Genomic DNA, 24,988 nt, shown 5'->3' with positions numbered 1-24,988 from the left:
GATGAGTCGTTCCCTCCTGTTACTTGCCCTGCTCGGATGCACCGGCGTGATGGCCGACTCGGGCGTCCGTTCAATGAACAACGCCTCCATCCAGGATTCCGGCACTAAATACCGAGGCAACTTCAGCGTCAACCAGGCGGCGGGTGATCAACAGCAGCAGGCCAACGTCCGCGCGATCGCCATTGGTACCGAAGCCGGTGCGACCACCAGTGTCCAGCAGAAAATCACCACGCCCGCCAATCCGTCGATGGATGCGACGGCCACTATCGGCGGCACCGCCTTCAGCAATGGCAGCGGCGTGCTGGGCGTCAACCAGGGCGCCGGGGCGAACAGCCAGATGGTCAACGCCCTGCGCATCAGCATCGGCGCCGCACCGCAAGCCATCGACGACAGTGCTCTTTCTCAACAGAACGTGGCGTTGCTACCGAACTCGGGAGCAACTGGCACCCCAAACGGCAGTCGCCAGGTCGTGACAAGCGACCAGGCCTTCACCGGCAGCCGGGGCGTGATCCAGGTGAACCAGAGTGCCGGGGTGGGGAACCGAATGGCTAACACCCTGAGTATCCGGGTCTCTGACTGACCCCGATACAGTGCGAATGGGGAAGTACCAACACTTGACCAACTAATGAGCACGGAGAATCACCATGAACCCGATAACTGCTCTCAAACCACTGGCTTTCGCCCTGGCAGCAGTGATGGCATTCGCAGCCCAGGCTGATCCCGTGCAGGGCAATGGACAGGGCAGCAACCAACCGCCTAATGGCCCATCGCTGGATCAGATTCTGCAGATTACCGCAGGCGCCGGGGCCGCCGTGCTGGACTCGCAGGAAAGCAGTGACAGCGGGGTAGTGAACCGGGGCACCAAAAACGACGCCAAAATCGATAACTCCCTGAACAACTCCAACGGCAACATGGGCGCCAACGTTGCAGCCGGTAACGGCAACCAGCAAGACAACGCCGCCGCCCTTGCCACGGCTGACGAAGCCTTCATCTTCGGCTCCGCCGTCACCGTCTCCAGCGCGACTCAGAAGAGCACCGGCAACACCGCCAGGAACCACTCCAACACCAACAACACAACGCTCAATAACTCTGGCAACAGCGGTTCCGGCAACATCGGCATCAACGTGACCACCGGCGACTTCAACCAACAGAAAAACAACCTGGCGATTGCCGTTTCCGGCGGCCGTGTAGCAGTAGCCGCGGCGGCGGCGAACCAAAGCACGTCCGGGCTGAAAGTCACCAACAACGCCAGGACTGATTTCGTACCCGTAGGTGTACTCGGTCTGTCCGGCATAACCACACAACAAGTGATGACGCCAGAAGGCTGGAGACCTCCTGTAACCAACAATGCTTCGATCACGGGCTCGATGAACAGCTTCTCCGGCAACGGCGGAGCCAACGTATCGTCCGGCGTCGGCAACCAGCAAAGCAACTCGCTGTCCATCGCCGCAGGCTGCAAATCATGCCCATAATCGCGACCGTCATGAAAGCCTCGGCGACGACGCTTTTCCTCGGTCTGGAGGCGTATCGTCCATGCGTAAGACGGCCCTTTTCGCCCTGCTCTGCCTGTCTGGCCTGACCCAGGCCGCACAGATGCCGGTTGCGGCCCTGCCGGGTGGCGTGCTGGTGTACAAGCACGTACAGAGTTTGCGCGAGCGCAAGTTCAGCGACATCGTCGAACAGAAAACCGATTTCAGCTGTGGCGCCGCCGCGCTGGCAACGATACTGCGCCAGGCCTATTGGCTCGACGTCGATGAGGAGCACATCATCAAAGGCATGCTGGTCTACGCCGACCAGGACCTTGTACGTACCCAGGGTTTTTCCATGCTGGACATGAAGCGCTACATAGAAAGCATCGGCATGCGCGCCCGAGGCTACAAAATCCCGCCTGAAAGACTCGATTCAGTGACGATTCCGGTGGTGGTACTGATGGAAATTCGCGGCTACAAGCACTTCGTGGTGTTGCAGCGGGCGGACAGGAACTGGGTCTATATCGGCGACCCGGTACTTGGTCACAAACGCTACTCCCATGATGACTTTGTCAAAGGCTGGAATGGCATTGTCTTCGCCATCGTCGGTCCCGGTTACGACAAGTCCAATGCGTTACGCAGCCCGCCGGAACCGCTGACAGCCAAGAACAAGATGGATAATTTCAACCCGGTCAAAGACGCTGAATTGATGGATTTTGGCTTCATACAGAGCGACTTCTTTTAATCGCCAACAAGATGATAGGGGGCAGGATGCTCCGGGAGCAGCAAATGAAAACCTCGTATTGGGTGGTCGCCGCCTGTCTGGCAGCGACCACATCAGGTTTTGCTGATGAATTCAGGCCCATCGAACTCAAGGACCAGGAACTGGCCGAGTTGCGTGGCCGGTATGTTATGCCGGGGCGGATCATCAGTTTCGGAGTCGTCATGAGCAGTACCTGGCGCAACGCCAGTGGTGATCTGATCGGGGCATCCTCCTCGATGCAACTCCAGGCCGAAACGGTCAAGCCCGAGTTCTATGTTTCGACCATCAAACAATCCGGTAAAGGCCGTTCGCACAACGAGGGTACCGGTAACGTGATGGGTGGCGCCGGACTCAACACCTCTCGGGGCATCACCCAGGTCACACGGGCCGCAGGCGATGGCAACAGCTCAAACAACAACATCGCCATCAACGTCAAAGAGGCCAGCACGGCCCCGGCACTGGTGCCGAGCCAGGGGCAGGCGCTGATAGCCGGTCAAACCATTACCGGCGGCAATGCCGCAGGCAGTGTCGCCGTGTCCGCGACGGGCGGCGGAGTTCAGATGGCCATTACTGCCAACAATAACCAGGGCTCAAGCCTGCAACAGGTCGCCCAAGGCGGGTTGCTGCAAAATACCCGGTTGCTGGGCAGCAGCAACGTGGTCGACAACATGACTCAACTTAACGTAGTGCTCAACAATAATGGCCCGAGTGCCAGTGTATTGGACTGCAACCTGAACCAACTCACTGCATTACGGACCCTGGGGTATTGAACTACGCTGAGTCTCGAGCATTGGGCACAAATGGACGGCTTATTTCATGTACCGATCAGTATCACTGCGTGCAGTTGCATGCTTGAGTGCTCTACTCCCCGCGGCGATGTTGCAGGCAGCACCTGACCCGGAAATGGAGGCTCTCAAACAAGAGCTTCTGGAGTTGAAGCAGCGATACGAAGTACAGCAAAAAGCCTTGGCGGTTCTCGAACAACGGGTCCGCCAGGTCGAAGACCAACCCGCTGCGCCCCCCCCTAAACGCCTGGCCAAGTCGCCAGCGGACCTCAAAGGCAATCCAAAAGTCGCCACCGGCACCGGCGCCGCGGCGGCTTCAGGGGGCGCCGCCGGGGGCAGCGGCAGCTCTTATGGACAATCGCTGGCCGATGACTCTCAACCGGCGCAAAGCGTTTCAAACCTGTATGACGAGGCCAGCGGATTCTTCGGCGGTGGCAAGTTCAGCTTCGAAACCGGAATAACCTACTCCCGATACGATACCCGCCAACTGATCCTCAACGGCTTTCTCGCCCTGGACTCGATCTTCCTGGGCTCCATCAACCTGGACCGGATCAAGGCCGACACCTGGACGCTTGACCTCACCGGCCGCTACAACTTCAACAATCGCTGGCAATTCGACCTGAACGTGCCGGTGGTCTACCGCCAATCCACGTACCAGTCCGGTGGCGGCAACAACGGCACCGCCAACGTCACGACCGAAGATACGGTCAAGGAAGACCCGACCATTGGTGACGTCAACTTCGGTATCGCCTACAAATTCCTCGACGAATCGGCCAGCACGCCGGATGCCGTGGTGACCTTGCGCGTCAAGGCACCAACCGGCAAAGACCCGTTCGGCATCAAGCTGATTCGGGCGGCCGATAACTCCAACCTGGCCGTACCTGAGTCCTTGCCTACCGGTAACGGCGTCTGGTCGATTACGCCGGGGATCTCTCTGGTCAAGACGTTCGATCCGGCAGTGCTGTTCGGCAGCCTGTCCTACACGCACAACCTGGAAGAGTCTTTCGACGACATCAGCTCCAACCCGGCGGTCAAGACACCGGGCAAAGTCCGCATTGGCGACAGTTTCCAGATCGGCGCCGGTATTGCGTTCGCCTTGAACGAAAAGATGAGTATGTCGTTCTCGGTCTCTGACCTGGTGCAACGCAAAAGCAAGCTCAAGGAAGATGGCGGGGATTGGCAATCGGTGGTGTCCAGCGATGCCAACGCCGGCTACTTCAACATCGGCATGACCATTGCGGCCACCGACAATCTGACCATCGTCCCCAACCTGTCCATCGGCATGACGGACGATGCCCCGGACTTCCAGTTCAGCCTGAAACTCCCTTACTACTTCTGACCCGAACAAAAAAACCGCTGCAATTGCAATCGCAACGGTTTTTTCAGGCTGCGGTTCAGCGAATCTGGTGCTTGTGCAACAAGCGATAGAAGGTCGGTCGCGACACACCCAATACTTTGGCGGCGACACTCAGGTTATCGCTGTGGCGATTCAATACATCACACAACGCCTGGCGTTCGGCCCGGGACTTGTATTCTTCGAGGGTCCCCATCGGCGCGGCGATTGTATGCTGGCTGATCAACCCCAGATCGCGGGCCTCGATCTGCCTGCCTTCGGCCAACACCAGTCCGCGACGAACGCGGTTGGCCAGTTCGCGAACATTGCCTGGCCAGTCGTGTTTGCCCATGGCAATCAATGCGTCTTCGCTGAAACTGCGCGGGCGGCGCCCGGTTTCATGGCTGTAGAGATGGGAGAAGTGGTTGGCCAGCGTCGCCAGGTCGCCATGGCGCTCGCGCAGCGGAACGGTTGCCACTTGCAGTACGTTCAAGCGGTAATACAAGTCTTCGCGAAAGCGCTTCTTCTCGATGGCGGCTTCAAGGTCGGTATGTGTTGCCGCCAGAACCCGAACATCCACCGGAATCAGCTGACTGCCACCCACCCGCTCGATGTGTTTTTCCTGGAGGAACCGCAACAGGTTGGCCTGCAACTCCAGTGGCAGGTCACCAATCTCGTCGAGAAACAGGGTGCCACCGTTGGCGGCTTCTATCCGTCCGACCTTGCGCTGGTGCGCGCCGGTGAATGCACCTTTCTCATGGCCAAACAGCTCGGACTGGATCAAATGTTCGGGAATCGCACCACAATTGATCGCAATGAAGGGTTTGTTGTGACGCTGGGACTGACGATGCAGGGTTCGTGCGACCAGTTCCTTGCCAGTGCCGCTTTCACCCCGAATCAACACCGGAGATTCGGTCGGAGCCAGTTTGCTCAACAGCTTTCGCAGCTCACGAATAGGCTTGCTGTCGCCCAGCAATTCGTGCTCGGGCTGGTCGACATAGACCGTGCCCTGCCCGCGCAAGCGCGCCATGCCAAACGCGCGCCCCAATGTTACCTGGACCCGGGACACATCGAATGGCAAGGTATGAAAGTCAAAAAACCATTCACAGACAAAGTCGCCGACATTTTGCAGTCGCAGCACTTCCTGATTGAGTACAGCTATCCACTCGGTGCCACTGCGGCTGATCAACGCTTTGACAGCTTCCGGGTGCTGTAGGTGAAAGGGCTGCAAGCGTAACAAACCCACGTCACAGGATCGGTCAGCGGCGTTCTCCAGCGTGCAGCTATCAACGTCCCAACCGATAGCCCGCAATCCGGGGATCAGACGATGGCAATCGTCGCAGGGGTCCACCACTAGTAAACGTCGTAAAGCAGGCGCATCGCTCATGACTGTTCCTTGGCGCCAAATTTAAGAAAATTTATTAAAAACAGTCGTTTGGCGGACCTGGCTGTAACATTAGCAAGAATTTGACAGGCCCTTGAACTGTTTGACTATAGCGTTGTCATAAAACCGGTTATAAGAAGCACTTTTGATAGTTACCTAACGACTCTTTCCTTTCATTCAGCTTTCAATGTCAGGCTCATACTTGAGTATATGAAATAAAGTGGAAAATTCTTTTGATTGTGTGTGACCCAACCCCCGGTTGCGGGCATCAGTACAAGTAACCAGCTGAACGGTAAGCCCAACCGTCGGCACATCACTTGATTGGGCAAACTGAGAGAAGACCCTATGAACGCCCCGCTGCGTATCAACGAAGCACTTCTGATTGCCGACCGCGCATTTAAACCATTCAAATGCGTGGCCTGGGCTCCACAAGACGGTAATGGCGAACTCAGCCTGACCGTTATCGACCGCACCAGCACCAGCATTGGCCGCAAGCAGATTCCAAGCAGCGCTTATTCCGATCCGGCACAACTCGAACTGCTGCTGGAACAGGCCCGCGCCGAATTGAGCCAGGAAGGTTACACACTGCAGTCGTGGTCGATGCCGCACTAATCGTTTTGCGGATTACCCCGGGGTAATCCGCACCCTCCCCCTGTCATTAGTTGGGCTGAACGCTCTCGCCCATCCGCACTGATTACCTCCGCAAGTTCGAACTTTTACGCACCCGGTACTTCGCAGGCTCGCTATTGGTTCGAAAAGACACTGTTGTGGCACACAGCGACTCTCCGTCTGTTACTTCTCACTGTTGTGCATCTCCCCATTCAGGGATTGAATAGTCTCCTTATTACGTCGCCACCCAAACTTCTGGATCCGGACGACTCGCAAGGAGATGCGGTTCATGTCAATCCGGCCCGCTATTGCCTACCCCACCACCCGGAAAACCGCCGGCACCCTCGATGCAACGTTTGCCGCCAATGGCAAAACCCAGGTGTATTTCGCCGACAGCCTTTCCAGCATTGCCAACGACGTCGCAATCGATGCCCAGGGCCGTTTGCTGGTGGCTGCGAAGGTCACCATGGCCGATGGCTGCCGCTTTGGCCTGGCCCGCTTGCTGGAGGATGGTTCCGCGGACCTCGCGTTCGGTAAGCAAGGCAGCATCATCGGGCAATTCGAACCGGGATTCGAAGCCATGGGCGCCAAGGTTGTGGTCATGCCCGACGGCAATATCCTGTTGGCCGGTCTGCACTACGAAAACGCGCACCACACGCTCCCGGCCCTCGCATTGCTGGATCAGCGGGGCAATCTGGTTCACGGCTTTGGCGATAATGGCCAGCGCGTCGTACGATTGCCTGGCGGTCTTTCCCTGGGCATGCGTGATATCTGGCTGCCTCCCGGTGTGCCAGGCGCAGAAGCCTGCGATGTGGACGTACAGCAAGACGGCCGGATCCTGGTCCTGGCCAACCATTACTACGAACTGGCCGATCACGTGGGCCTGTTGATACGGCTGGATGTCGAAGGCTCGCTGGACTGCTCGTTCAATGGCAACGGCTTTGTCGTGGTACGGCACCTGCTGGTGAATACCTGGCTCAGCAGCCTGACCGTTCAACGCGACGGTCGGATTCTGGTGGGTGGATCGATCAACTTCCCTGAAGAAGGCTTGCTGGCCCGCTATCACCCGGATGGGCGCCTCGACGAGAGCTTTGCCGTGGATGGATTCATGACGTTCAAGGCGCATGGGCATGGTGCCCAAGTCAGTCAGGTGGTCCAGCAACACACTGGCGATATCCTGTGTGTGGGCAGCAGTCATGAGCCGATGCATTGCCTGACCTTTAAAATGCACAGCAACGGCCGCCCCGACAACCACTGCAACAGCGGCCACCCGCGATGCCTGGAAATTGGCCGCAGCGGCTGCCAGTGGAGTGCCGCGCAATTACAGCCCGATGGCCGTTTGATCACGGCGGGCGCGACCATCGGCGGCGTTGAGGCAGACTTCATTGTCGGACGGTACCTGCCCAATGGCCATCTCGATCCCCGCTTTGGTGCAGGCCGCGGCTTTGTGCGGAGCCGCCTCGGCCCCAGCCTGGATACTGCCACCTGTGTCGCGGTGCAGGCCGATGGCAACATCGTGGCTGGTGGCTATTCGTTGCATGGCAGTTACAAGGCAGTAGTCACGCGATATCTGGGCTGAACCGATGCAGTAGTACTGCGCTTGATCTTCCAGGCTGCTTGCGGCAACTTGCGCGCTTCTTAAAACAAGGAGCAGCCGATGTCCGGCTCAATGGCCCAGGCGTTCGCACACAACTTTCTCAGGAACTCGCCCCGTTGGTACAAGGCCTGCATCGTCGGCTTTCTGATTCTCAATGCCCTGGTGCTGTGGGCCGCAGGCCCGATGGCTGCCGGCTGGCTACTGGTGCTGGAGTTCATCTTCACCCTGGCCATGGCACTCAAGTGTTATCCGCTGATGCCCGGCGGCCTGTTGCTGATTGAAGCCCTGTTGCTGAAAATGACTACGCCCCAGGCGTTGTACGAGGAGTTGTTGCACAACTTCCCGGTGATCCTGCTGCTGATGTTCATGGTGGCCGGTATCTATTTCATGAAGGACTTGTTGCTGTACCTGTTCTCGCGCCTGCTGTTGGGGGTTCGCTCCAAGGCCCTGCTGGCCCTGATGTTCTGCTTTTTGTCAGCCTTTCTGTCGGCGTTCCTCGATGCCCTGACCGTGACCGCCGTGATTATCAGTGCCGCCGTAAGCTTTTACTCGGTGTATCACCGCGTTGCCTCGGGTAACGATCCGCGTCAGGACAGCGAGTTCAGCGACGACCAGCATCTGCCTACCCTGCACCAGGGGGATCTCGAACAGTTCCGCGCCTTTCTGCGCAGCCTGCTGATGCACGGTGCCGTGGGCACTGCTCTGGGCGGTGTTTGCACGCTGGTCGGCGAACCGCAGAACCTGCTGATCGGCCATGAAATGGGCTGGCACTTCTCCGAGTTCTTTACCCGGGTTGCGCCGGTATCCCTGCCGGTACTGGTTACCGGGCTGGTAACGTGTGTCCTGCTGGAAAAGCTGCGCTGGTTCGGATACGGCACGCTGCTGCCGGATAACGTCCATGCGGTGCTGGCCAACTACGCCGCCGAAGACAATGCCGAGCGCACCACTCGCCAACGTGCAGCGCTTCTGGTGCAAGGCGTTGCCGCATTGATTCTGATTGCCGGGCTGGCGTTCCACATCGCCGAAGTGGGCTTGATCGGCCTGATGGTGATCGTATTGATCACCGCCTTTACCGGCATCACCGACGAACACCGCCTTGGCACCGCGTTCAAGGACGCCATGCCGTTCACCGCGTTGTTGGTGGTGTTTTTCGCCGTCGTCGCGGTGATTCACGATCAGCAACTGTTCGCCCCACTGATCCACTGGGTGCTGACACTGCCAGCGGACCAACAGCCGGGCATGCTGTTCATTGCCAACGGCCTGTTGTCCGCCATCAGCGACAACGTGTTCGTGGCAACCATCTACATCACTGAAGTGAAGCGTGCATTCATGGCGGGTGAGATGACCCGTGAGCATTTCGAGACGCTGGCCATTGCGATCAATACCGGCACCAACCTGCCGAGCGTGGCGACGCCCAACGGTCAGGCGGCGTTCCTGTTCCTGCTGACCTCGGCGATCGCACCGCTGGTGCGCCTGTCTTATGGGCGAATGGTCTGGATGGCGTTGCCTTACACCGTGGTGATGGGCTTGCTCGGGTGGTATGCAGTGAGCTACTGGCTCTGACCCGAAACAGAATATGGGAGCGGCGGTGCGGCGATCCGACTTGCTCGCGAATGCGGTGTGTCAGTCAACATTGATGTATCTGACACACCGCATTCGCGAGCAAGTCGGATCGCCGCACCGCCGCTCCCACAGGGGTTTTGCGTTGTTATCGAGGGAGGATGTATTGCTCGATTGCCTGCGCAGCACCGTCTTCGGTATTGGCACCGGTGACCACATCGGCCTGGCGCCGCACCGCATCCTCCGCCTGCCCCATGGCAATCGACAGCCCGGCAACCTGAAACATTGCCGGGTCATTGCCGCCATCCCCTATCGCCGCCGTCTGTTCCAGCGGCACACCGAGATGCCTGGCCAGCGTCACCAATGCCTCTCCCTTGTTGGCTTGCATGGCGGTCACATCCAGATACACCGGTTGGGAGCGCGACACCTGTGCCTGGCCTACTACCTGCTGTAGCAGCCGCGCTTCGAGCTCGATCAACAATCCGGTGTTGTTGCTCGCGGCAACGATCTTGTCGATGCGCTCCAGATAGGGTTCGAAACTGTCGACCACCACCGGCGGGTACCCCAAGCCGTGTTGCTCACGAGGCACCATCGGGCCGTTCGCATCCTTGACCAGCCAGTCGCCGCCACTGAACACCCAGACCTCAACCTCTGGCAGGCCGCAAAGCAGCGTCAATGTGGTTAATGCGGCAGTAGCCGGCAAATAGTGCGCAACCAGAATACTGCCGTCCGGATTGACCAGCGTCCCGCCATTGAAGGCCGCCGTCGGCAGGTCGACGCCCAGGGCTTCAATGACTTGCAACATGGCCTTGGGTGGCCGGCCAGTGGCCAGACTGAACAGTACACCCGCCTCGCGCAACGAGCGGACGGCGTCGATGGTGCGCTGACTCAGGCCATGATCGGGCAGCAGCAACGTGCCGTCCATGTCACTGAGCAAAAAACCAATGGGGCGTTGCGTGGCCTCCTTCATCCGAGACGGTGCCAGACGCGACCGTCACGGATGAGCAATTCTTCGCCGGCCTTGGGACCGTTTTCCCCGGCGGCATAGCTCTGCACGCTGGAATCCTGCTGCCAGGCATCCAGGAACGGCTGTACGGCGCGCCAGCCGTTTTCGATGTTGTCGGCGCGCTGGAACAACGTCTGATCGCCTGTCAGGCAATCGTAGATCAGGGTTTCGTAGCCGGTGGATGGCTGCATCTCAAAGAAGTCCTTGTAGGCAAACCCCAGCTCGATGTTGTCCATCTTCAGGGCCTGACCGGGCCGCTTGGCCAACAGGTCGAACCACATGCCTTCGTTGGGCTGGATCTGAATGCGCAAATAGGTCGGTTGCAACTCATCGACCTCGGTATCGCGGAACTGCGCATAGGGCGCCGGTTTGAAGCAAATCACGATCTCGGTGTCGCGCACGCTCATGCGCTTGCCGGTACGCAGGTAGAACGGCACCCCGACCCAGCGCCAATTGTCGATCATGACCTTGAGGGCCACATAGGTTTCGGTATTGCTGTCGGGCGCGACCCTGTCTTCCTGGCGATAACCCGGCAGTGCCTTGCCGTCGATCTCGCCTGCGGCGTATTGGCCGCGCACCGAGTTGGCGCGGGCCTCCTCGACCGTCCAGGGCCTGATCGCACCGACGACCTTGGCTTTTTCGCCACGGACCGCATCGGCGCCAAACGCGGCGGGAGGCTCCATCGCCACCATCGCGAGCAACTGGAACAGGTGATTGGGCACCATGTCCCGTAGCGCGCCGGTGTGCTCATAAAAACTGCCACGGGTTTCCACGCCGACGGTTTCGGCGGCAGTGATCTGCACGTGATCGATGTAGTGATTGTTCCAGAACGCTTCGAACAGGCTGTTGGAGAACCGGCTGACCAGAATGTTCTGTACGGTCTCCTTGCCCAGGTAATGATCGATCCTGTAGATCTGCTTTTCCGTCATCACCTTGAGCAGGCAGGCGTTCAAGGCCTCGGCCGTTTGCAAGTCGGAGCCGAAGGGCTTTTCGATCACGACCCTTCTGAAAGCCTCGGGGGTTTCCTCCAGCAAGCCGGCGGCACCGAGGCGGCGTGCCACTTCACTGAAGAAACGCGGCGCGGTAGCCAGGTAGAACACCGCATTGCCGGTTCCGCTGTCGGCGATTTTCGCCGCCAGCGCTTGATAAGTGCTGGCGTCCAGGAAGTCGCCCTGGACGTAGCTGATGCCTTTGGCAAGTTTGGACCAGAGCGCTGGATCAAGGGTGTGGTCGCCCTTGCCAGCCATCTCGTTCTGAATGAAGTCTTCGAGCTTTTGCGCAAAGCCTTCATCGCTGATGGCGTTGTGGTCAACGCCGATGATCCGCAGTCCATCCCCGAGTAAGCCGTTGCGCTTGAGGTTATACAGCGCCGGTACCAACAGACGCTTGACCAGGTCACCGTGGGCGCCAAACAGAAACAGCGTCGTCGGTGGTGCGGGCTCGGCCTTGGATTTCCTGCGGATCGCATGGGTCATTTTTTCGAGGTCTCCACATGGCCGCCGAAGCCGAAGCGCTGGGCCGAGAGAATCTTGTCGCCAAAGGTACCTTGCCCACGGGAGCGGTAGCGGGAGAACAGCGAGTTCGACAGCACCGGCACCGGCACCGCTTGCTCCATCGCGGCTTCGATGGTCCAGCGACCTTCACCGCTGTCGGCCACGGAGCCGGAAAAGCCGTCGAGTTTCGGATCACTGGCCAGGGCGTCGGCGGTCAGGTCGAGCAACCACGAAGACACCACGCTGCCACGACGCCAGACTTCGGCGATGTCGGCGACGTTCAGGTCGAAGCGCTGGTCTTGTTGCAGGCTCTCACTGTTTTTGGTTTGCAGGATGTCGAAGCCTTCGGCGAAGGCCTGCATCATTCCGTATTCGATGCCGTTGTGGATCATTTTCACGAAATGCCCGGCACCGGCGGGACCGGCGTGAATGTAGCCACGCTCGGCACGATCGTCGTCGGACTTGCGGTCCTTGGTGCGCGGGATGTCGCCCAGGCCCGGGGCCAGGGTTGCGAACAGCGGGTCAAGGCGCCTGACGGTCTCGGCATCGCCGCCGATCATCATGCAGTAACCGCGCTCCAGGCCCCAGACGCCGCCGGAGGTACCGACATCGATGTAATGCAGGCCTTTTTCCGACAGGGTTTTCGCCCGGCGGATATCGTCCTTATAGAAGGTGTTGCCGCCGTCGATGATGGTGTCGCCGGGTTCGAGCAAGGTGCTCAGGGTGTCGATGGTCTCTTCGGTCGGCGCGCCGGCCGGCAGCATGACCCAGACCGCACGCGGCCTGGCCAGGCCGGCAACCAGCGCCGGCAGATCGGCGGCGCCAGTGGAGCCCTCTGTGGCCAGGGCTTCGACAAAGGCGGTATTGCGATCGTAAACAACGGTGGTGTGCCCGTTGAGCATCAGGCGCCGCGCAATATTGCCGCCCATGCGGCCCAGTCCAATAATCCCGAGTTGCATGTGCTGATGCTCCCTACTACAAATTAAAGTGTGTCAAAGGTTATAGCCCAACGCGACTCATGAGGTTAGTCCAGAGCGTTGGCGTGAAGTTTCCGGGCATTGTGCCCGATCCTGATGGATAACGTCGGGAATCAAACCGAAGACACAACGACCATGAAAAATAAAAAAGTTCCCTTCGGGGGCAAAAGAAATCAAAATTGGCGCCGATAGTAGGTCAGCCCCGGATTTCGAGGCGTACCTACAGTTGAGACACGCCATTTGCGAGGTGAGCAATGGGCACAGTACATACCGCACTGCCAGCACAAACCCTTTACGTCACTATCCGTCGCGATGAATTGCGCCAGTTGAAGGACGAACGCGATCAGTTGAAGCAGGAACTGGCGCAATTGCGGCTGCTGCTGCAAGCCAATCAAGTGCAGCCCCTGGCTGTGGTGCAGCGCGCCCCACTCGCCTGATTCCCTCCTTTGAAGCGGGAGCAGTCTGCACTGCTTCCGCACCGGCTCACGCCCTGCCCTCCCTGGCACCTCACATAATTTTCACAATTGTTTCACAATAATTACTGGTTTAGGTCGCCCGATTCCGCGCGGCCATCGTTCGTCGTCCGCGATACCCAAGTCCCGGCGGTGGTAGTGAATTCTCGGCTGGAGCGCTGAATGTCCTTGTTTGAACGCAGTAAAACTACTGCGACAGCTTTTGATTGGGCCGGATTCGTCTGGCTGTTTGTTTTCTTCTGGTACTTTTCCGGCATTACCCAACTACTGATCCAGCTGACTGGCACCTCCGGCTTTAGCGGATTCCGCCAGGCCTTCGTCATGAGCGCCATCTGGCTGGCGCCCATGTTGCTGTTCCCCCGGCAAACCCGTGTCATGTCCGCAGTGATCGGCGTCGTGCTGTGGGCGTGCTCCATGGCGAGCCTGGGTTATTTCTTCATTTATCAGCAGGAATTTTCCCAGAGCGTCATCTTCATCATGTTCGAATCGAACGTGGCTGAAGCCGGCGAGTACATGACCCAGTATTTTGCCTGGTGGATGGTCCCGGCATTCCTGGCCCACAGCGCTTTCTCCTGGTTCCTGTGGACGCGCCTGCGCCCGGTGTACCTGCCTCGCGGCAAGGCAATCGTGGCAGCAGTGGCCATTCTGGTCTCCGTGGTCGCTTATCCGCTGATCAAGCAGACCCAGCGTACCGGCAGTTTCGCGGCCGGGTTCGAGAAGTTCGAAACCCGCATCGAACCTGCGGTGCCGTGGCAGATGGCCGTGGCCTATCACCGTTACCTGGAAACCCTGGCCGGTATGCAGGACATGCTGGAAAGCGCCAGCAAGATTCCACCACTGCATAACCTCAAGGATGCCATGGCCAACACGCCTGCGACTCTGGTGCTGGTGATCGGCGAGTCCACCAACCGTCAGCGCATGAGCCTGTACGGCTATCCCCGGCCAACCACGCCGGAACTGGACAAGCTCAAGGATCAACTGGACGTTTTCGACAACGTCATCACCCCGCGCCCCTACACCATCGAGGCGCTGCAGCAGGTCCTGACCTTCGCCGACGAAGAAAACCCGGACCTGTACCTGTCGACGCCATCGCTGGTCAGCATGATGAAACAGGCCGGTTACAAGACCTTCTGGATCACCAACCAGCAGACCATGACCAAGCGCAACACCATGCTCACGACCTTTTCCGAACAGGCCGACCAGCAGGTGTATCTGAACAACAACCGCAACCAGAACGCCGCCCAGTACGATGGCGACGTGATCGAGCCATTCAACAAGGCCTTGGCCGACGGGGCACCGCGCAAGCTCATCGTCGTGCATTTGCTCGGCACGCACATGAGCTACCAGTACCGCTACCCGCCGACCTTCGACAAGTTCCAGGACCGCACTGGCGTACCGGCCGGCATTCGCGATGACCAGTTGCCGACGTACAACAGCTATGACAATGCCGTGCTGTACAACGACTTCGTGGTGTCCAGCCTGATCAAGGACTACGCCAGGACCGATCCGAACGGCTTCCTGCTGTACCTGTCCGACCATGGCGAAGACGTGTTCGATTCCGTGGGCCACAGCACACTGGGGCGCAACGAGAACAAGCCGACAGCACCGATGTACACCATTCCGTTCATGGCCTGGGCTTCGCCGAAATGGCGGGCAAGCCATGACTGGAACCTCGCCGGTGATCTCTCGCGGCCTTACAGCAGCTCGCACCTGATCCACACCTGGGCCGATCTGGCAGGCCTGAGCTTCGACGAACTCGATCAAAGCAAAAGTGTGGTCAGCGACAGTTTCAAGGCCCGGCCATTGATGATCGGCAACCCGTATGAGCGCGAGCAACGCGCGTTGATCGACTTCAGCCTGATGAAGCCGAAAACGCCACCCGCAATTGTTCAGCAGTAATCCTTTCAGGGGCCGCTTCCGGCCCCTTTTTCATCTTCTCGCTTCGGAAATGGCAGCCGTTGATGAAGTTAATTCCCATTTAACCGAATCGGCGGATAATGCCATTTCGACACTGATTCATTGGCTCATGGACGAAAGGCATCCGACAACTTCAGTGGGAGGCATACCATGAAACGCACCGCCGCGATCCTCGCCGGCCTGATGGCACTGGGCTCGGCCAGCGCATTTGCCGAGGGTGGAGCCGAACGCATGCGCTATTACTACGAAAGTCTGCGACTGGCCCAGCAACAAGCCCTGGGCCATCCGATCCAAAGCTCTGAGCTGCGGGTACCCGACGATCAAACCGCACAAATGACTGAAACCTACAGACCGAAATGATCCATGGACCTCTGACTGCGGCTCTACAGTTGGAGAACATCGTTCGGGCGTCCTGATGGACGCCCTTTTTTTCCTGTTGAGTCAGAGGCTCTTGGTCCAGAACAGCATGCGTCCATGGGCCGGATCGAACATGCCGGCGGCAAAACCGGCTTTTGCATAAGCGCCCTGCGCCACGGCATTGCCTTCCAGCACCTCCAGGGTGAGCTTGCAGCAACCACGCTGACGGGCGATGTCCTCGACCTTTTGCAGCATCTTCCGGCTCAAGCCCAACCCGCGAAATTTTTTCACCACCGACACATCGTGCACATTGACCAACGGCCGGCAGGCAAAGGTCGAGAACCCCTCGAAGCAATTGACCAGCCCGGCTGGCTCGCCCCCGACAAACGCCAGCACACTGAAGGCGTGGGGACGCCTGGCAAGCTCTGCCGGGAGTTGCTCCAGTACATTGGCTGGCAACGACTGACCACCCCCCATCGGATCCTCGGCATAGTGGTTCAACACCAGACAAATAGCCTCGGCATGCACCGGATTGGTGTAACTGGCCTGAAGCACAAGAATTTCTGCGGAGTCCATTTCCATCCTCGATCACACATGAAGTAGCCCCCAGCATGTATTTCACGCTGAAGTGCGCGCTGACCATAGCGCGAGCACCCTGCCAACGACAATCGCAACCGAGGAAATCTTTTGGCGCTCAAGCGCCCCAGATCAAGGCTTCGGTCCATCCCAGCTCGGCAAAATCCTCGGCCCGCAAGTGTGACTCTCCGGCGCAGAAAAACTCGTCGAGCTGCGGTGGCCGGACCGAAGTTCCGCTGAGCATGGCGTGAACCTGGCCGCGGTGATGGATCTGGTGCTCAAACAAATGGGACAGCAGGCGCAAACGACTGTCGTGTTGCGGGGTGTCGCGGGCGATGGTCACGATTTTGCCAAGGTCGGCGTCGCGCATCTGCTCGCAGTAGGCGATCAGCCGGCGGTCGACGTGGGCCTGCTCGCCAACGAGGTCCGTCGCCATGAGAAAAGGCTCGTCTTCCTTGAAAAATACACGGCAGTCGGGATGTGGATCGTCGCCGCGCAGTTCGCGCTCCAGGGCGTCCACATAAAACCAGTCACAGGTAAGGATGTGGTTGAGGGTGGCGCGGATAGTCGGGAAGAAGCTGACCCGCGGTGCAGTCAGCTCCTGCGGGCTCAACTGACGCCAGGCCTTGGCCAGTCGGTGATTGGCCCAGGCGTTCTGATAGGCCATGGTCAGCAAATGGTGCGAAAGGGGCTGATTCATGTTCGCTGCTCCCGATCAAATCCCGATCAAACTTCGGCAAACCTCTGCAGTTGCATTTCCTGCAATCGACTGAGGGTGCGGCGGAACGGGAATTCCAGATAACCCTCGGTGTAAAGCGACGCCATCGGCACTTGCGCTTCAAGGTACAGCGGTACCTTGCGGTCGTAGCACTCGTCCACCAGGGCAATAAACCGTCGCACACCATCGTCATGCACCGACAACTGTGGCAGCTCGCGGTCCCCCGCTGCCACCCGCTCGACACCGTCCTCAGTGCCACGGGCGATGCGCCCGGCACGTTTTTGCGCGCTGAGGTTGGGTACGTCACTCAACAGAATAGCGCTGTAGGTATCGCACAGGGCGATGAAATCCATGGCCGCGAAAGGTTGCTCGCACAACGCGGCGTAACAGGTCCAGAGCACGGTCGGGCTGGCCTTGACCACCTCGAGGGAGCGGTAACCGACCTTGACCGGTTCGCTCGACACCGGCTGATTCACGGCCAACCCCGAGAACACCCCGGTGAGCGCATCTGGCTGCCCGGGCTCGGCGACCCAATAACGTTGTGAACCAGCACCCGGATGCAGGCGATGGTCTTCCCCGCCATCGACTGCAATCACCTGCATGTGCTGCTTGATCGCCGCGATGGCGGGCATGAAACGGTCGCGATTGAAACCGTCGGCGTACAGCTGGTCCGGTGGCAGATTGGACGTGCAGACCACCACCACGCCCTGTTCGAACATCACCTGGAACAGGCGCCCGAGAATGATCGCGTCGCCGATGTCATTGACGAACAGCTCGTCGAAACACAACACGCGAACCTCTTCGGCCAATTCACGGGCCAACGCCTTGAGCGGATCGGCGGTGCCGGTCAGTTGAAACGAGCGCTGATGCACCCAGCCCATGAAGTGGTGAAAGTGCTGGCGCCGCGCCGGTACTCGCAGGCTTCGGTAGAACTGGTCCATCAACCAGGTCTTACCCCGCCCCACCGGCCCCCACAGGTACACGCCGGAAATGGGTGAGCGGCCTTCGTGCAGCGCTTCGTGGCATTTTTGCAACGCCCACACGGCATGCTCCTGAGCTTCGTCCTGGACGAAGCCCTTTTGTTCAATGGCATGCTGCCAAGCGCTCAAGGGGGAATCGATAGTCATGGGCGGCAGTATGCCATTGCGCATTGATAACGCGACCATTGATCGGCGTTTTTGTGCGGGCGGGAAAAGAGTCTTGACGCATTAAATTACTAACATCATATTTAATATATGTCGTTAATCATCTATAACGCCGTGGTCATCCCTCTGGAGTCATCCCATGCACTACAAAGTTTTCGGTCGTAAAACCGGCTTGCGTGTTTCCGAACTGGCGCTGGGCGCCGGTAATTTCGGTACCGGTTGGGGCCATGGCGCCGAGCGTGATGAAGCCAAACGCATTTTTGATGGCTACCTGGAAGCCGGCGGCAACTTCATCGATACCGCCAATGGCTATCAGGGCGGGCAATCCGAGGCCATGCTCAGCGAGTTCATCAATGCGGAACGGGATAGCCTGGTCATCGCCACCAAATACACCCTCGGGACTACACCGGCGGCCGGCATTTCCCACACTGGAAACAGCCGCAAGAACATGGTGCGCGCCGTCGAAGAAAGCCTTAAACGGCTGAAGACCGAGCATATCGACCTGTTCTGGGCCCACATGAGCGACGGCGTCACGCCCATGGAAGAGATCCTGCGCGGCTTCGACGACCTGGTCAGTGCCGGCAAGATCCATTACGCCGGGCTGTCGAACTTCCCCGCGTGGCGCATCGCCCGCGCCGACTTGCTGGCCGAGGTGCGTGGTTTTGCGCCGATTGCCGCGATCCAGGTCGAGTACAGCCTGGCTGAACGCACGGCTGAGCGAGAACAACTGCCGATGGCCGAAGCCCTGGGCCTGGCCGCGACCTTGTGGTCGCCGCTGGGAGGCGGCTTCCTGACCGGCAAGTATCGCAACAGTGAAGGCGACAACCGTGCGAACAAGCTCGGCGTGCTGATTCATGCTGAAAAAAGCGCCCGCGAAACCGCCCTGCTCGATACCTTGATCGATATCGCCGCAGCACTCGATGCCAGCCCGACCCACGTGGCCATCGCCTGGCTGCGGGAAAAGGCCAAACGCTCGACCACGGCACTGATTCCGATCCTCGGTTCCCGCACACGCGAGCAACTGGATGCCACGTTGGGCGCGCTGAATGTGCAGTTGAGCACCGAGCAAATGGCAAGGCTGGATGGCGTCAGTGACGTGGCCAAAGGTGTGCCACACGAATCCATTTCCGGTTCGTTCGCACGCTTTAGCGGGGGGCAGATCCTCGAGTTACCGAGCATTCCGGTGGCCTGACACCCATCAAAACTGTGGGAGCGAGCTTGCTCGCGATGAGGGCGGAACATTCAACAACTATGTTGGCTGATCGACCGCCATCGCGAGCAAGCTCGCTCCCACAGGGTTTGTGTACTACATATCGACCTTATGTCTTGCCGCATACAGGCACAGCATCTCCATCGCCAGCGTTGCCGCCGCCAATCTCCCATTTGAGCTACTCCTAAATAGTCTGGCGCGCCCTAGAGAAACTCTGAAAAAACCCACTCTTTTGCAAAAAATCTGTCTGGAGCCCCCGCATTTCCAGAACTTGTTTTTTGGATGCTGGGGTTCCTCAGAATAATCCTACAGCTCATTCCTAAAAGCTGCCTTCCTATTCCCATTTTTTGGCCTCGCAATATTTTGTTACTTTCTTATCATTTGATTTGCAATCTAAATGGCCAATCATAAATCAAACTTCAACAACCGCACATCGCCTAAAATTCAAAGTTAAAAATTCAACTGTATCTTGTAATCAAGGAAACTTTACAAGCTGCATGAGTCATAAAGCTCCGCTGCTTAGCCGTATCAGCACGACAAGTAAAAACGCTTATCCAACTACAAAGGAGATGGTATACGGTGCAAGCTTCATTACGCCAAAAAGTTCTCTGCTTACAGCAAGCTATGGCAGCGCTTACCTGCTGTCCCATGTCTTGCACGACTGGGGCGACGAAGACTGCCAGGCCATATTGGCCACCTGCCGGCGGAGCATGCCGGACAATGCGCTATTGGTTGTAGTGGACCTGGTGATTGACCAGGGTGAAAGTGCCCAGCCCAATCCCACGGGCGCAATGATGGATCTTTACATGCTGTCCTTGTTCGGTATCGCCGGTGGCAAGGAGCGCAACGAGGTTGAATTCAGAACCCTCATTGAAAACAGCGGCTTTATCGTCAAACAGGTAAAGCGCCTGCCAAGTGGGAACGGCATTATCTTCGCCTACCCGAAATAAATGATCACCATCGCCCCTCGCCACTTTCCAGAGGGGCTCTTTATTTACGGGTCATTTCCCACCTGCATGATTACAAGGAAAACACATGTCGACGCTGGTCTATTACGTAGCTGCCACCTTGGATGGTTATATTGCCACTCAACAACACAAACTCGATTGGCTGGAGAACTTTGCGCTGGGGGATGACGCAACGGCCTATGATGATTTTTATCAGTCGGTCGGAGCGGTGGTCATGGGGTCGCAGACCTATGACTGGATCATGTCGAACGCTCCCGATGACTGGCCCTACCAGGATGTACCCGCCTTTGTCATGAGCAACCGGAATCGGTCAGTCCCCGCCAATCTGGATATCACCTTCGTACGCGGTGATGCCGGGGCGATCGCGGCCAGGGCCAGGCAAGCGGCGAAGGGCAAGAATGTCTGGCTGGTCGGTGGCGGCAAAACGGCAGCCTGTTTTGCCGACGCCGGGGAATTGCAGCAGCTGTTCATCACCACCATTCCGATCTTTCTCGGCTCCGGCGTTCCCGTACTGCCCGTTGACCGCGCGTTTGAAGTCGTTCCCAGAAAACAGCGTACGCTGCAGAGCGGTGCCATGGAATGCGTCCTGGACGTGAAAGCGGATTAACGCCCGCAAGACGATCGTGTATCGAAACTTGCAGCGTCGGACCCCAAGGAAGAAACCAGTGAAGCGTTTGGTATTGAGTTTATGTTTGCTGGCCGTTGTCGCTCTGGCGAGTGTTCATGGAACAGGGATGGTGAAACCCGCCGCCCTGACAGCCGCCGATGCTCGCGATATCGGCTATCTGAATGTACGCAATAACCTGGGCGTCATCGCCGCTGCACCCCACCCCACCGCGTCACCACGCCAGGCCGCTGTCAGGCATTACTTGCAGGAAACGATTGCGGGCATGGGTTACCAGGTGGTTGAGCAACCCTTTCGATTTACCATCGAAAGCATGGTGAACCGGCAGAAAATGCTCTACGCCGAGCTGAACGAGGAACAGCGCCAAGCATTCGATGCCGAGCTGGCTCGGGTGGGCGCGGACAGTTTTGAAAAGGAAGTGCGAATTCGCTCCGGCCTGCTGGAAGGCGACAGCGGCCAGGGAATCAACCTGATAGCCTCACGCCGCGTACCGGGAGCGACCGCGACGGTCCTGTTCATGGCGCATTACGACAGCGTCGGCACCGCCCCCGGGGCCAGTGACGATGGCATGGCCGTCGCCTCGATACTCCAGCTGATGCGGGAAACCATCACCCGCAGCGATGCCAAAAACAACGTTGTCTTTCTATTCACCGATGGCGAAGAACTGGGCCTACTGGGAGCGGAGCACTACGTCTCGCAGCTCAGCGCGCCGGAACGTGAAGCCCTCCGCCTGGTATTGAACTTCGAAGCCAGGGGTAACCAGGGCATCCCTTTATTGTTCGAGACCTCGCAGAAGGACTACACCCTGATCAAGAACCTGAACGCAGGGGTTCGGGGCATCATATCCTTCTCATTCACCCCCCTGATTTACAAGATGCTGCAAAACGACACGGACTTTACGGCCTTCAGGAAAATGAACATCGCAGGGTTGAATTTTGCGGTCGTGGAGGGTTTTCAACACTACCACCACATGAGCGACACGGTGGAGAACCTTGCGCCAGAGACCTTGTTTCGCTACCAAAAGGCAGTGCGTGAAGTGGGCAACCACTTTATCCAGGGTATCGACCTCTCCTCCCTGAGCGCTGACGAGGACGCAACCTATTTCCCACTGCCAGGCGGCACACTGCTGGTACTCCCTTTGCCCGCCATGTATGCGCTGGGCATCGCCTCGTTCGTGTTCTGCGGTCTTTGGGCGCAACGCTGCCGCACTCGCCGCCAAGATCAGGGCAAGAATTCCGTGCTGCGGCCCATGGCCATTGTCCTGTTCGGCATTGCCTGCGCAACACTTGCATTCTACGTCCCCAGCATTGCCTATCTGTTCGTCATCCCCGGTCTGCTTCTGGCTTGCGCCATGTTGTTGCGAAGCCTCTCCATCTCCTATTCGATCATGCTGCTGGGCGCTTATGCCTGCGGGATACTCTACGCGCCTATCGTCTACCTGATTTCATCAGGCCTTAAAATGCCGGTCATTGCCGGGGTCATTGCACTTCTCCCCCTCTGCCTGCTGGCCGTGGGACTGGGCTCAGTGTGGGCGAAGCTACAATTTGACGACATTTAGCTTTGCTGGGGTTCTTGATCGGTCTCACGCAAAGCGTCGTAGAGCGTCGTCTTCCCGATTTTGATCCTTATTGCCACTTCACGAACGTTGACCCCCTGTGTCAGCAGTACCCTCGTTATTTGCAATATACGGATCGATTCGGCCACACAGCGTTGCCGGAATTGGTCGATAAATTTAGCGGGAATATCCTGAAACACTGCCGGCGCCATGCCAATATCGTTAAGGCACTTGAGCTTGGCGATGGGGAAGTCTAAATGTCGTCAAATTGTAGCTTCGCCCACACTGGGCCCACATTGGGCTTTGTACTACCGATCGACCTTATGCCTGGCCGCATACAGGCACAGCATCTCCATCGCCAGCGTCGCCGCCGCCAGTGAGGTGATCTCCGCGCTGTCATAGGCCGGAGCCACTTCCACAACGTCCATGCCCACCAGATTGATGCCGCGCAGACCGCCGAGAATTTCCAGCGCCTGTACCGTGCTCAAGCCGCCGCATACCGGTGTTCCGGTGCCAGGCGCGAATGCCGGATCGAGGCAGTCGATGTCGAAGGTCAGGTACACCGGGTTGTCGCCGACTCGCGCGCGAATCGCCTCGACAATCGCCTCGCAACCACGTCGATGCACCTGCCGCGCATCGAGCACTTCAAAGCCCTGATGATCATCGTTGGTGGTACGCAAGCCGATTTGTACCGAGCGCGACGGGTCGACCAGCCCTTCCCTGGCTGCGTGCCAGAACATGGTGCCGTGGTCGATGCGCTTGCCCTCCTCGTCCGGCCAGGTGTCGCTGTGGGCGTCGAAGTGGATCAGCGACAACGCCCCATGCTTGCGGGCATGGGCCTTGAGCAGTGGATAGGTAATGAAATGGTCGCCGCCAAACGTCAGCATCGCCGTGCCGGCATTGAGGATGTGTTCGGCGTGGGCCTCGATCATTTCGGGCGTCGACTGCGGCGAGCCGTAATCGAAATCGCAATCGCCATAGTCGATCACCGCCAAGTGATCGAACGGGTCAAACGTCCACGGCCAGTGCCGTTCCCAGGCGATCCCGGCAGAGGCGGCGCGAATGCCGCGTGGCCCGAAGCGTGCGCCGGGGCGGTTGCTGGTGGCGGTGTCGAACGGCACGCCGCTGACGGCCACGTCGACTCCGCGCAAGTCACGGCTGTAGCGGCGACGCATGAAGCTGGTGATACCGGCGTAGGTACTTTCGGCGGCCGTGCCGTAAAGGCTGTCACGGGTCATGGCTTGATCGTTCTGCATCGGGACGTCCATTGAAGGCTCCTTGTCTTTTTCTTATTGGCGGCTACGGAAAGTGGTCCACAGGCGGGTGCGCTGGCGCATGTCCTTGAGGCTCATGCTGCGGTCGGCGTACAGCCGTTCCCGCACGTCGGCTAGCGGGTAGATGTCCGGATCGGTTCGTACCGCTTCATCCACCAGCGGCGTGGCGGCCTGGTTCGCCGTGGCGAAGAACAAGGTGTTGGTCAGTGCCGCAACGGACTCGGGGCGCAACATGAACTCGATAAAAGCGCGGGCGGCTTCGGGGTGCGGAGCGTCCTTGGGGATCGCCAGGTTGTCCTGCCACACGAGGGTGCCTTCCTTGGGAATCCGGTAGGCAATTTCATAGGGTTTGTTGGCCTTGCGTGCCTGGTCGGCGGCCATGCTCGCGTCCCCGTTGTAGGTCAGCGCCAGGCACACACTGCCATTGGCCAGGTCGCTGATCTGCCGCCCGGTGGCGACGTACAACACATTCGGTTGTAGCTGATGCAGCAACGCCTCGGCGGCTGACAGATCGTTCTTGTCGGTGCTGTAGGGATCTTTACCCAGGTAATGCAGCGCCAGTCCGATGACCTCTTGCGGTGAGTCAAGAATGGCAATGCCGCAATCCTTCAACTTGCTCGCGTACTCGGGTTTGAACAGCAGGTCCAGGCTATTGAGCGGCACGTCCGGCAAGCGCTGCTTGACCGCCTCGACGTTCATGCCCAAACCCAGGGTGCCCCAGGTGTACGGCACGCCGTAGCGGTTGCCCGGATCGACAGCGGCGAGTTTTTCCAGCAAATCCGCATCAAGGTTGGCGTAGCCCTTGAGTCCTTCGTGGGGAATCGGTTTCAACGCCCCGGCCGCAAGCCCCCGGGCCAGCACGCTGGAGGACGGCACCACCACGTCATAGCCGCTGCCGCCCGTGAGCAACTTGGTCTCCAGCACTTCAGATGAATCAAAGGTGTCGTAGCGCACATGGATACCGGTTTCCTGCTCGAACCGTTGCAGGGTTTCGGGGGCGACGTAATCGGCCCAACTGTACAGATTGACCTCCTTGTCCTCGGCCTGGGCCGAAACAGCAACGGCGAGCAACAGCGTGGATAAACACAGCTTGAACTTGGGAGCCATGACGAACACCTGACCAGAGGAAGTGGTTGCAGGATGCGTCGTCGGATACATTGATAAAATATCAAGTTAATTAACCTGACTTTACGA

Annotated in this window: 24 protein-coding genes; 15 read left to right on the top strand and 9 right to left on the bottom strand. The window is 58.6% G+C overall.

Features of this window, described 5'->3' with window-relative positions; all coding sequences use genetic code 11:
- The first annotated feature begins 1 nt into the window (after nucleotide 1).
- The 5 genes from AC06G5_RS14030 (at nucleotide 2) to AC06G5_RS14010 (ending at nucleotide 4,356) form a co-directional block, all read left to right on the top strand.
- On the top strand, nucleotides 2–580 hold the full coding sequence (locus AC06G5_RS14030; RefSeq protein WP_413427475.1) for an adhesin: 579 nt from the start codon (nucleotides 2–4) through the stop codon (nucleotides 578–580).
- Nucleotides 581–644: 64 nt separating this feature from the next.
- Nucleotides 645–1,472 (top strand): heme utilization protein, encoded by an 828-nt coding sequence (locus tag AC06G5_RS14025; RefSeq protein ID WP_413704917.1) that lies wholly within the window; start codon nucleotides 645–647, stop codon nucleotides 1,470–1,472.
- A gap of 61 nt (nucleotides 1,473–1,533) precedes the next feature.
- Nucleotides 1,534–2,214: a C39 family peptidase gene (locus AC06G5_RS14020; RefSeq protein ID WP_413427473.1), complete on the top strand. Its 681-nt coding sequence runs from the start codon at nucleotides 1,534–1,536 to the stop codon at nucleotides 2,212–2,214.
- A gap of 26 nt (nucleotides 2,215–2,240) precedes the next feature.
- A complete protein-coding gene (locus AC06G5_RS14015; RefSeq protein WP_480459704.1) occupies nucleotides 2,241–3,002 on the top strand; it encodes a hypothetical protein in 762 nt (253 codons plus the stop codon).
- Nucleotides 3,003–3,048: 46 nt separating this feature from the next.
- The gene (locus tag AC06G5_RS14010) at nucleotides 3,049–4,356 is read left to right on the top strand and encodes a hypothetical protein (protein WP_413427471.1); all 1,308 of its coding nucleotides are present in this window, start codon (nucleotides 3,049–3,051) and stop codon (nucleotides 4,354–4,356) included.
- A gap of 55 nt (nucleotides 4,357–4,411) precedes the next feature.
- On the opposite strand, the gene AC06G5_RS14005 is transcribed toward AC06G5_RS14010, so the two are convergent.
- Nucleotides 4,412–5,737, bottom strand: a complete 1,326-nt coding sequence (locus AC06G5_RS14005) for a sigma-54 dependent transcriptional regulator (RefSeq protein ID WP_413427470.1) — start codon at nucleotides 5,735–5,737, stop codon at nucleotides 4,412–4,414.
- Between the two features lie 342 nt (nucleotides 5,738–6,079).
- Here AC06G5_RS14005 and AC06G5_RS14000 point away from each other — a divergent pair, with 342 nt between their 5' ends.
- The 3 genes from AC06G5_RS14000 (at nucleotide 6,080) to nhaB (ending at nucleotide 9,503) form a co-directional block, all read left to right on the top strand.
- Nucleotides 6,080–6,346: a hypothetical protein gene (locus tag AC06G5_RS14000; RefSeq protein ID WP_007983639.1), complete on the top strand. Its 267-nt coding sequence runs from the start codon at nucleotides 6,080–6,082 to the stop codon at nucleotides 6,344–6,346.
- Nucleotides 6,347–6,632: 286 nt separating this feature from the next.
- Nucleotides 6,633–7,922, top strand: a complete 1,290-nt coding sequence (locus tag AC06G5_RS13995) for an NHL repeat-containing protein (protein ID WP_413427469.1) — start codon at nucleotides 6,633–6,635, stop codon at nucleotides 7,920–7,922.
- 78 nt (nucleotides 7,923–8,000) lie between these two features.
- A complete protein-coding gene (gene nhaB, locus AC06G5_RS13990; protein WP_480459703.1) occupies nucleotides 8,001–9,503 on the top strand; it encodes a sodium/proton antiporter NhaB in 1,503 nt (500 codons plus the stop codon).
- A gap of 145 nt (nucleotides 9,504–9,648) precedes the next feature.
- On the opposite strand, the gene AC06G5_RS13985 is transcribed toward nhaB, so the two are convergent.
- The 3 genes from AC06G5_RS13985 to gnd are packed head-to-tail and all read right to left on the bottom strand — an operon-like array spanning nucleotide 9,649 to nucleotide 12,958.
- Nucleotides 9,649–10,470, bottom strand: coding sequence for an HAD family hydrolase (locus AC06G5_RS13985; RefSeq protein WP_413427467.1), 822 nt, complete (start codon nucleotides 10,468–10,470; stop codon nucleotides 9,649–9,651).
- Nucleotides 10,467–11,981, bottom strand: a complete 1,515-nt coding sequence (gene zwf, locus AC06G5_RS13980; RefSeq protein ID WP_413427466.1) for a glucose-6-phosphate dehydrogenase — start codon at nucleotides 11,979–11,981, stop codon at nucleotides 10,467–10,469. Before zwf ends, AC06G5_RS13985 begins: the two co-directional genes overlap by 4 nt.
- Complete coding sequence (gnd, locus tag AC06G5_RS13975; RefSeq protein WP_480459701.1) at nucleotides 11,978–12,958, bottom strand: phosphogluconate dehydrogenase (NAD(+)-dependent, decarboxylating); 981 nt, start codon at nucleotides 12,956–12,958, stop codon at nucleotides 11,978–11,980. The genes zwf and gnd overlap by 4 nt, the downstream gene beginning before the upstream one ends.
- Nucleotides 12,959–13,230: 272 nt before the next feature.
- On the opposite strand from gnd, the gene AC06G5_RS13970 reads away from it, so the two are divergent.
- The 3 genes from AC06G5_RS13970 (at nucleotide 13,231) to AC06G5_RS13960 (ending at nucleotide 15,726) form a co-directional block, all read left to right on the top strand.
- Entirely contained in the window at nucleotides 13,231–13,413 is a 183-nt protein-coding gene (locus tag AC06G5_RS13970; protein ID WP_347906748.1) for a DUF6026 family protein, read from the top strand.
- A gap of 198 nt (nucleotides 13,414–13,611) precedes the next feature.
- The gene (locus AC06G5_RS13965) at nucleotides 13,612–15,348 is read left to right on the top strand and encodes a phosphoethanolamine transferase CptA (protein WP_413428819.1); all 1,737 of its coding nucleotides are present in this window, start codon (nucleotides 13,612–13,614) and stop codon (nucleotides 15,346–15,348) included.
- A gap of 168 nt (nucleotides 15,349–15,516) precedes the next feature.
- Nucleotides 15,517–15,726, top strand: coding sequence for a hypothetical protein (locus tag AC06G5_RS13960; RefSeq protein WP_413428818.1), 210 nt, complete (start codon nucleotides 15,517–15,519; stop codon nucleotides 15,724–15,726).
- An 81-nt stretch (nucleotides 15,727–15,807) separates the two neighbouring features.
- Here AC06G5_RS13960 and AC06G5_RS13955 read toward each other — a convergent pair whose 3' ends face one another.
- The 3 genes from AC06G5_RS13955 to zapE all read right to left on the bottom strand — a co-directional run bounded on the left by AC06G5_RS13955 (nucleotide 15,808) and on the right by zapE (nucleotide 18,144).
- On the bottom strand, nucleotides 15,808–16,299 hold the full coding sequence (locus AC06G5_RS13955; RefSeq protein ID WP_413428817.1) for a GNAT family N-acetyltransferase: 492 nt from the start codon (nucleotides 16,297–16,299) through the stop codon (nucleotides 15,808–15,810).
- Between the two features lie 118 nt (nucleotides 16,300–16,417).
- On the bottom strand, nucleotides 16,418–16,999 hold the full coding sequence (locus AC06G5_RS13950; RefSeq protein ID WP_413704923.1) for a DinB family protein: 582 nt from the start codon (nucleotides 16,997–16,999) through the stop codon (nucleotides 16,418–16,420).
- Nucleotides 17,000–17,025: 26 nt separating this feature from the next.
- Nucleotides 17,026–18,144, bottom strand: a complete 1,119-nt coding sequence (zapE, locus tag AC06G5_RS13945; RefSeq protein ID WP_480459700.1) for a cell division protein ZapE — start codon at nucleotides 18,142–18,144, stop codon at nucleotides 17,026–17,028.
- A 157-nt stretch (nucleotides 18,145–18,301) separates the two neighbouring features.
- Between zapE and AC06G5_RS13940 the strand changes: the two genes are divergently transcribed.
- The 4 genes from AC06G5_RS13940 (at nucleotide 18,302) to AC06G5_RS13925 (ending at nucleotide 22,523) form a co-directional block, all read left to right on the top strand.
- Nucleotides 18,302–19,354, top strand: a complete 1,053-nt coding sequence (locus AC06G5_RS13940) for an aldo/keto reductase (protein ID WP_480459699.1) — start codon at nucleotides 18,302–18,304, stop codon at nucleotides 19,352–19,354.
- A gap of 515 nt (nucleotides 19,355–19,869) precedes the next feature.
- Nucleotides 19,870–20,322 carry a methyltransferase gene (locus AC06G5_RS13935; RefSeq protein ID WP_480459698.1) on the top strand — a complete coding sequence of 151 codons (453 nt, stop codon included), beginning with the start codon at nucleotides 19,870–19,872 and terminating at the stop codon, nucleotides 20,320–20,322.
- A gap of 85 nt (nucleotides 20,323–20,407) precedes the next feature.
- Nucleotides 20,408–20,947: a dihydrofolate reductase family protein gene (locus AC06G5_RS13930; RefSeq protein WP_413704927.1), complete on the top strand. Its 540-nt coding sequence runs from the start codon at nucleotides 20,408–20,410 to the stop codon at nucleotides 20,945–20,947.
- Nucleotides 20,948–21,005: 58 nt separating this feature from the next.
- Nucleotides 21,006–22,523: a M28 family metallopeptidase gene (locus AC06G5_RS13925; protein WP_480459697.1), complete on the top strand. Its 1,518-nt coding sequence runs from the start codon at nucleotides 21,006–21,008 to the stop codon at nucleotides 22,521–22,523.
- Between the two features lie 305 nt (nucleotides 22,524–22,828).
- Here the strand turns inward: AC06G5_RS13925 and speB are convergent, their stop codons facing one another.
- Nucleotides 22,829–23,788 carry an agmatinase gene (gene speB / locus AC06G5_RS13920; protein ID WP_413428831.1) on the bottom strand — a complete coding sequence of 320 codons (960 nt, stop codon included), beginning with the start codon at nucleotides 23,786–23,788 and terminating at the stop codon, nucleotides 22,829–22,831.
- 21 nt (nucleotides 23,789–23,809) lie between these two features.
- A complete protein-coding gene (locus AC06G5_RS13915) occupies nucleotides 23,810–24,901 on the bottom strand; it encodes a polyamine ABC transporter substrate-binding protein (protein ID WP_413428832.1) in 1,092 nt (363 codons plus the stop codon).
- Nucleotides 24,902–24,988 lie beyond the last annotated feature (87 nt).

It is taken from the genome of Pseudomonas sp. WT-JTC (assembly GCF_056711565.1).
Note: the sequence above shows the minus strand (reverse complement) of the source record. Positions and strands in the feature narration are given on the sequence as shown.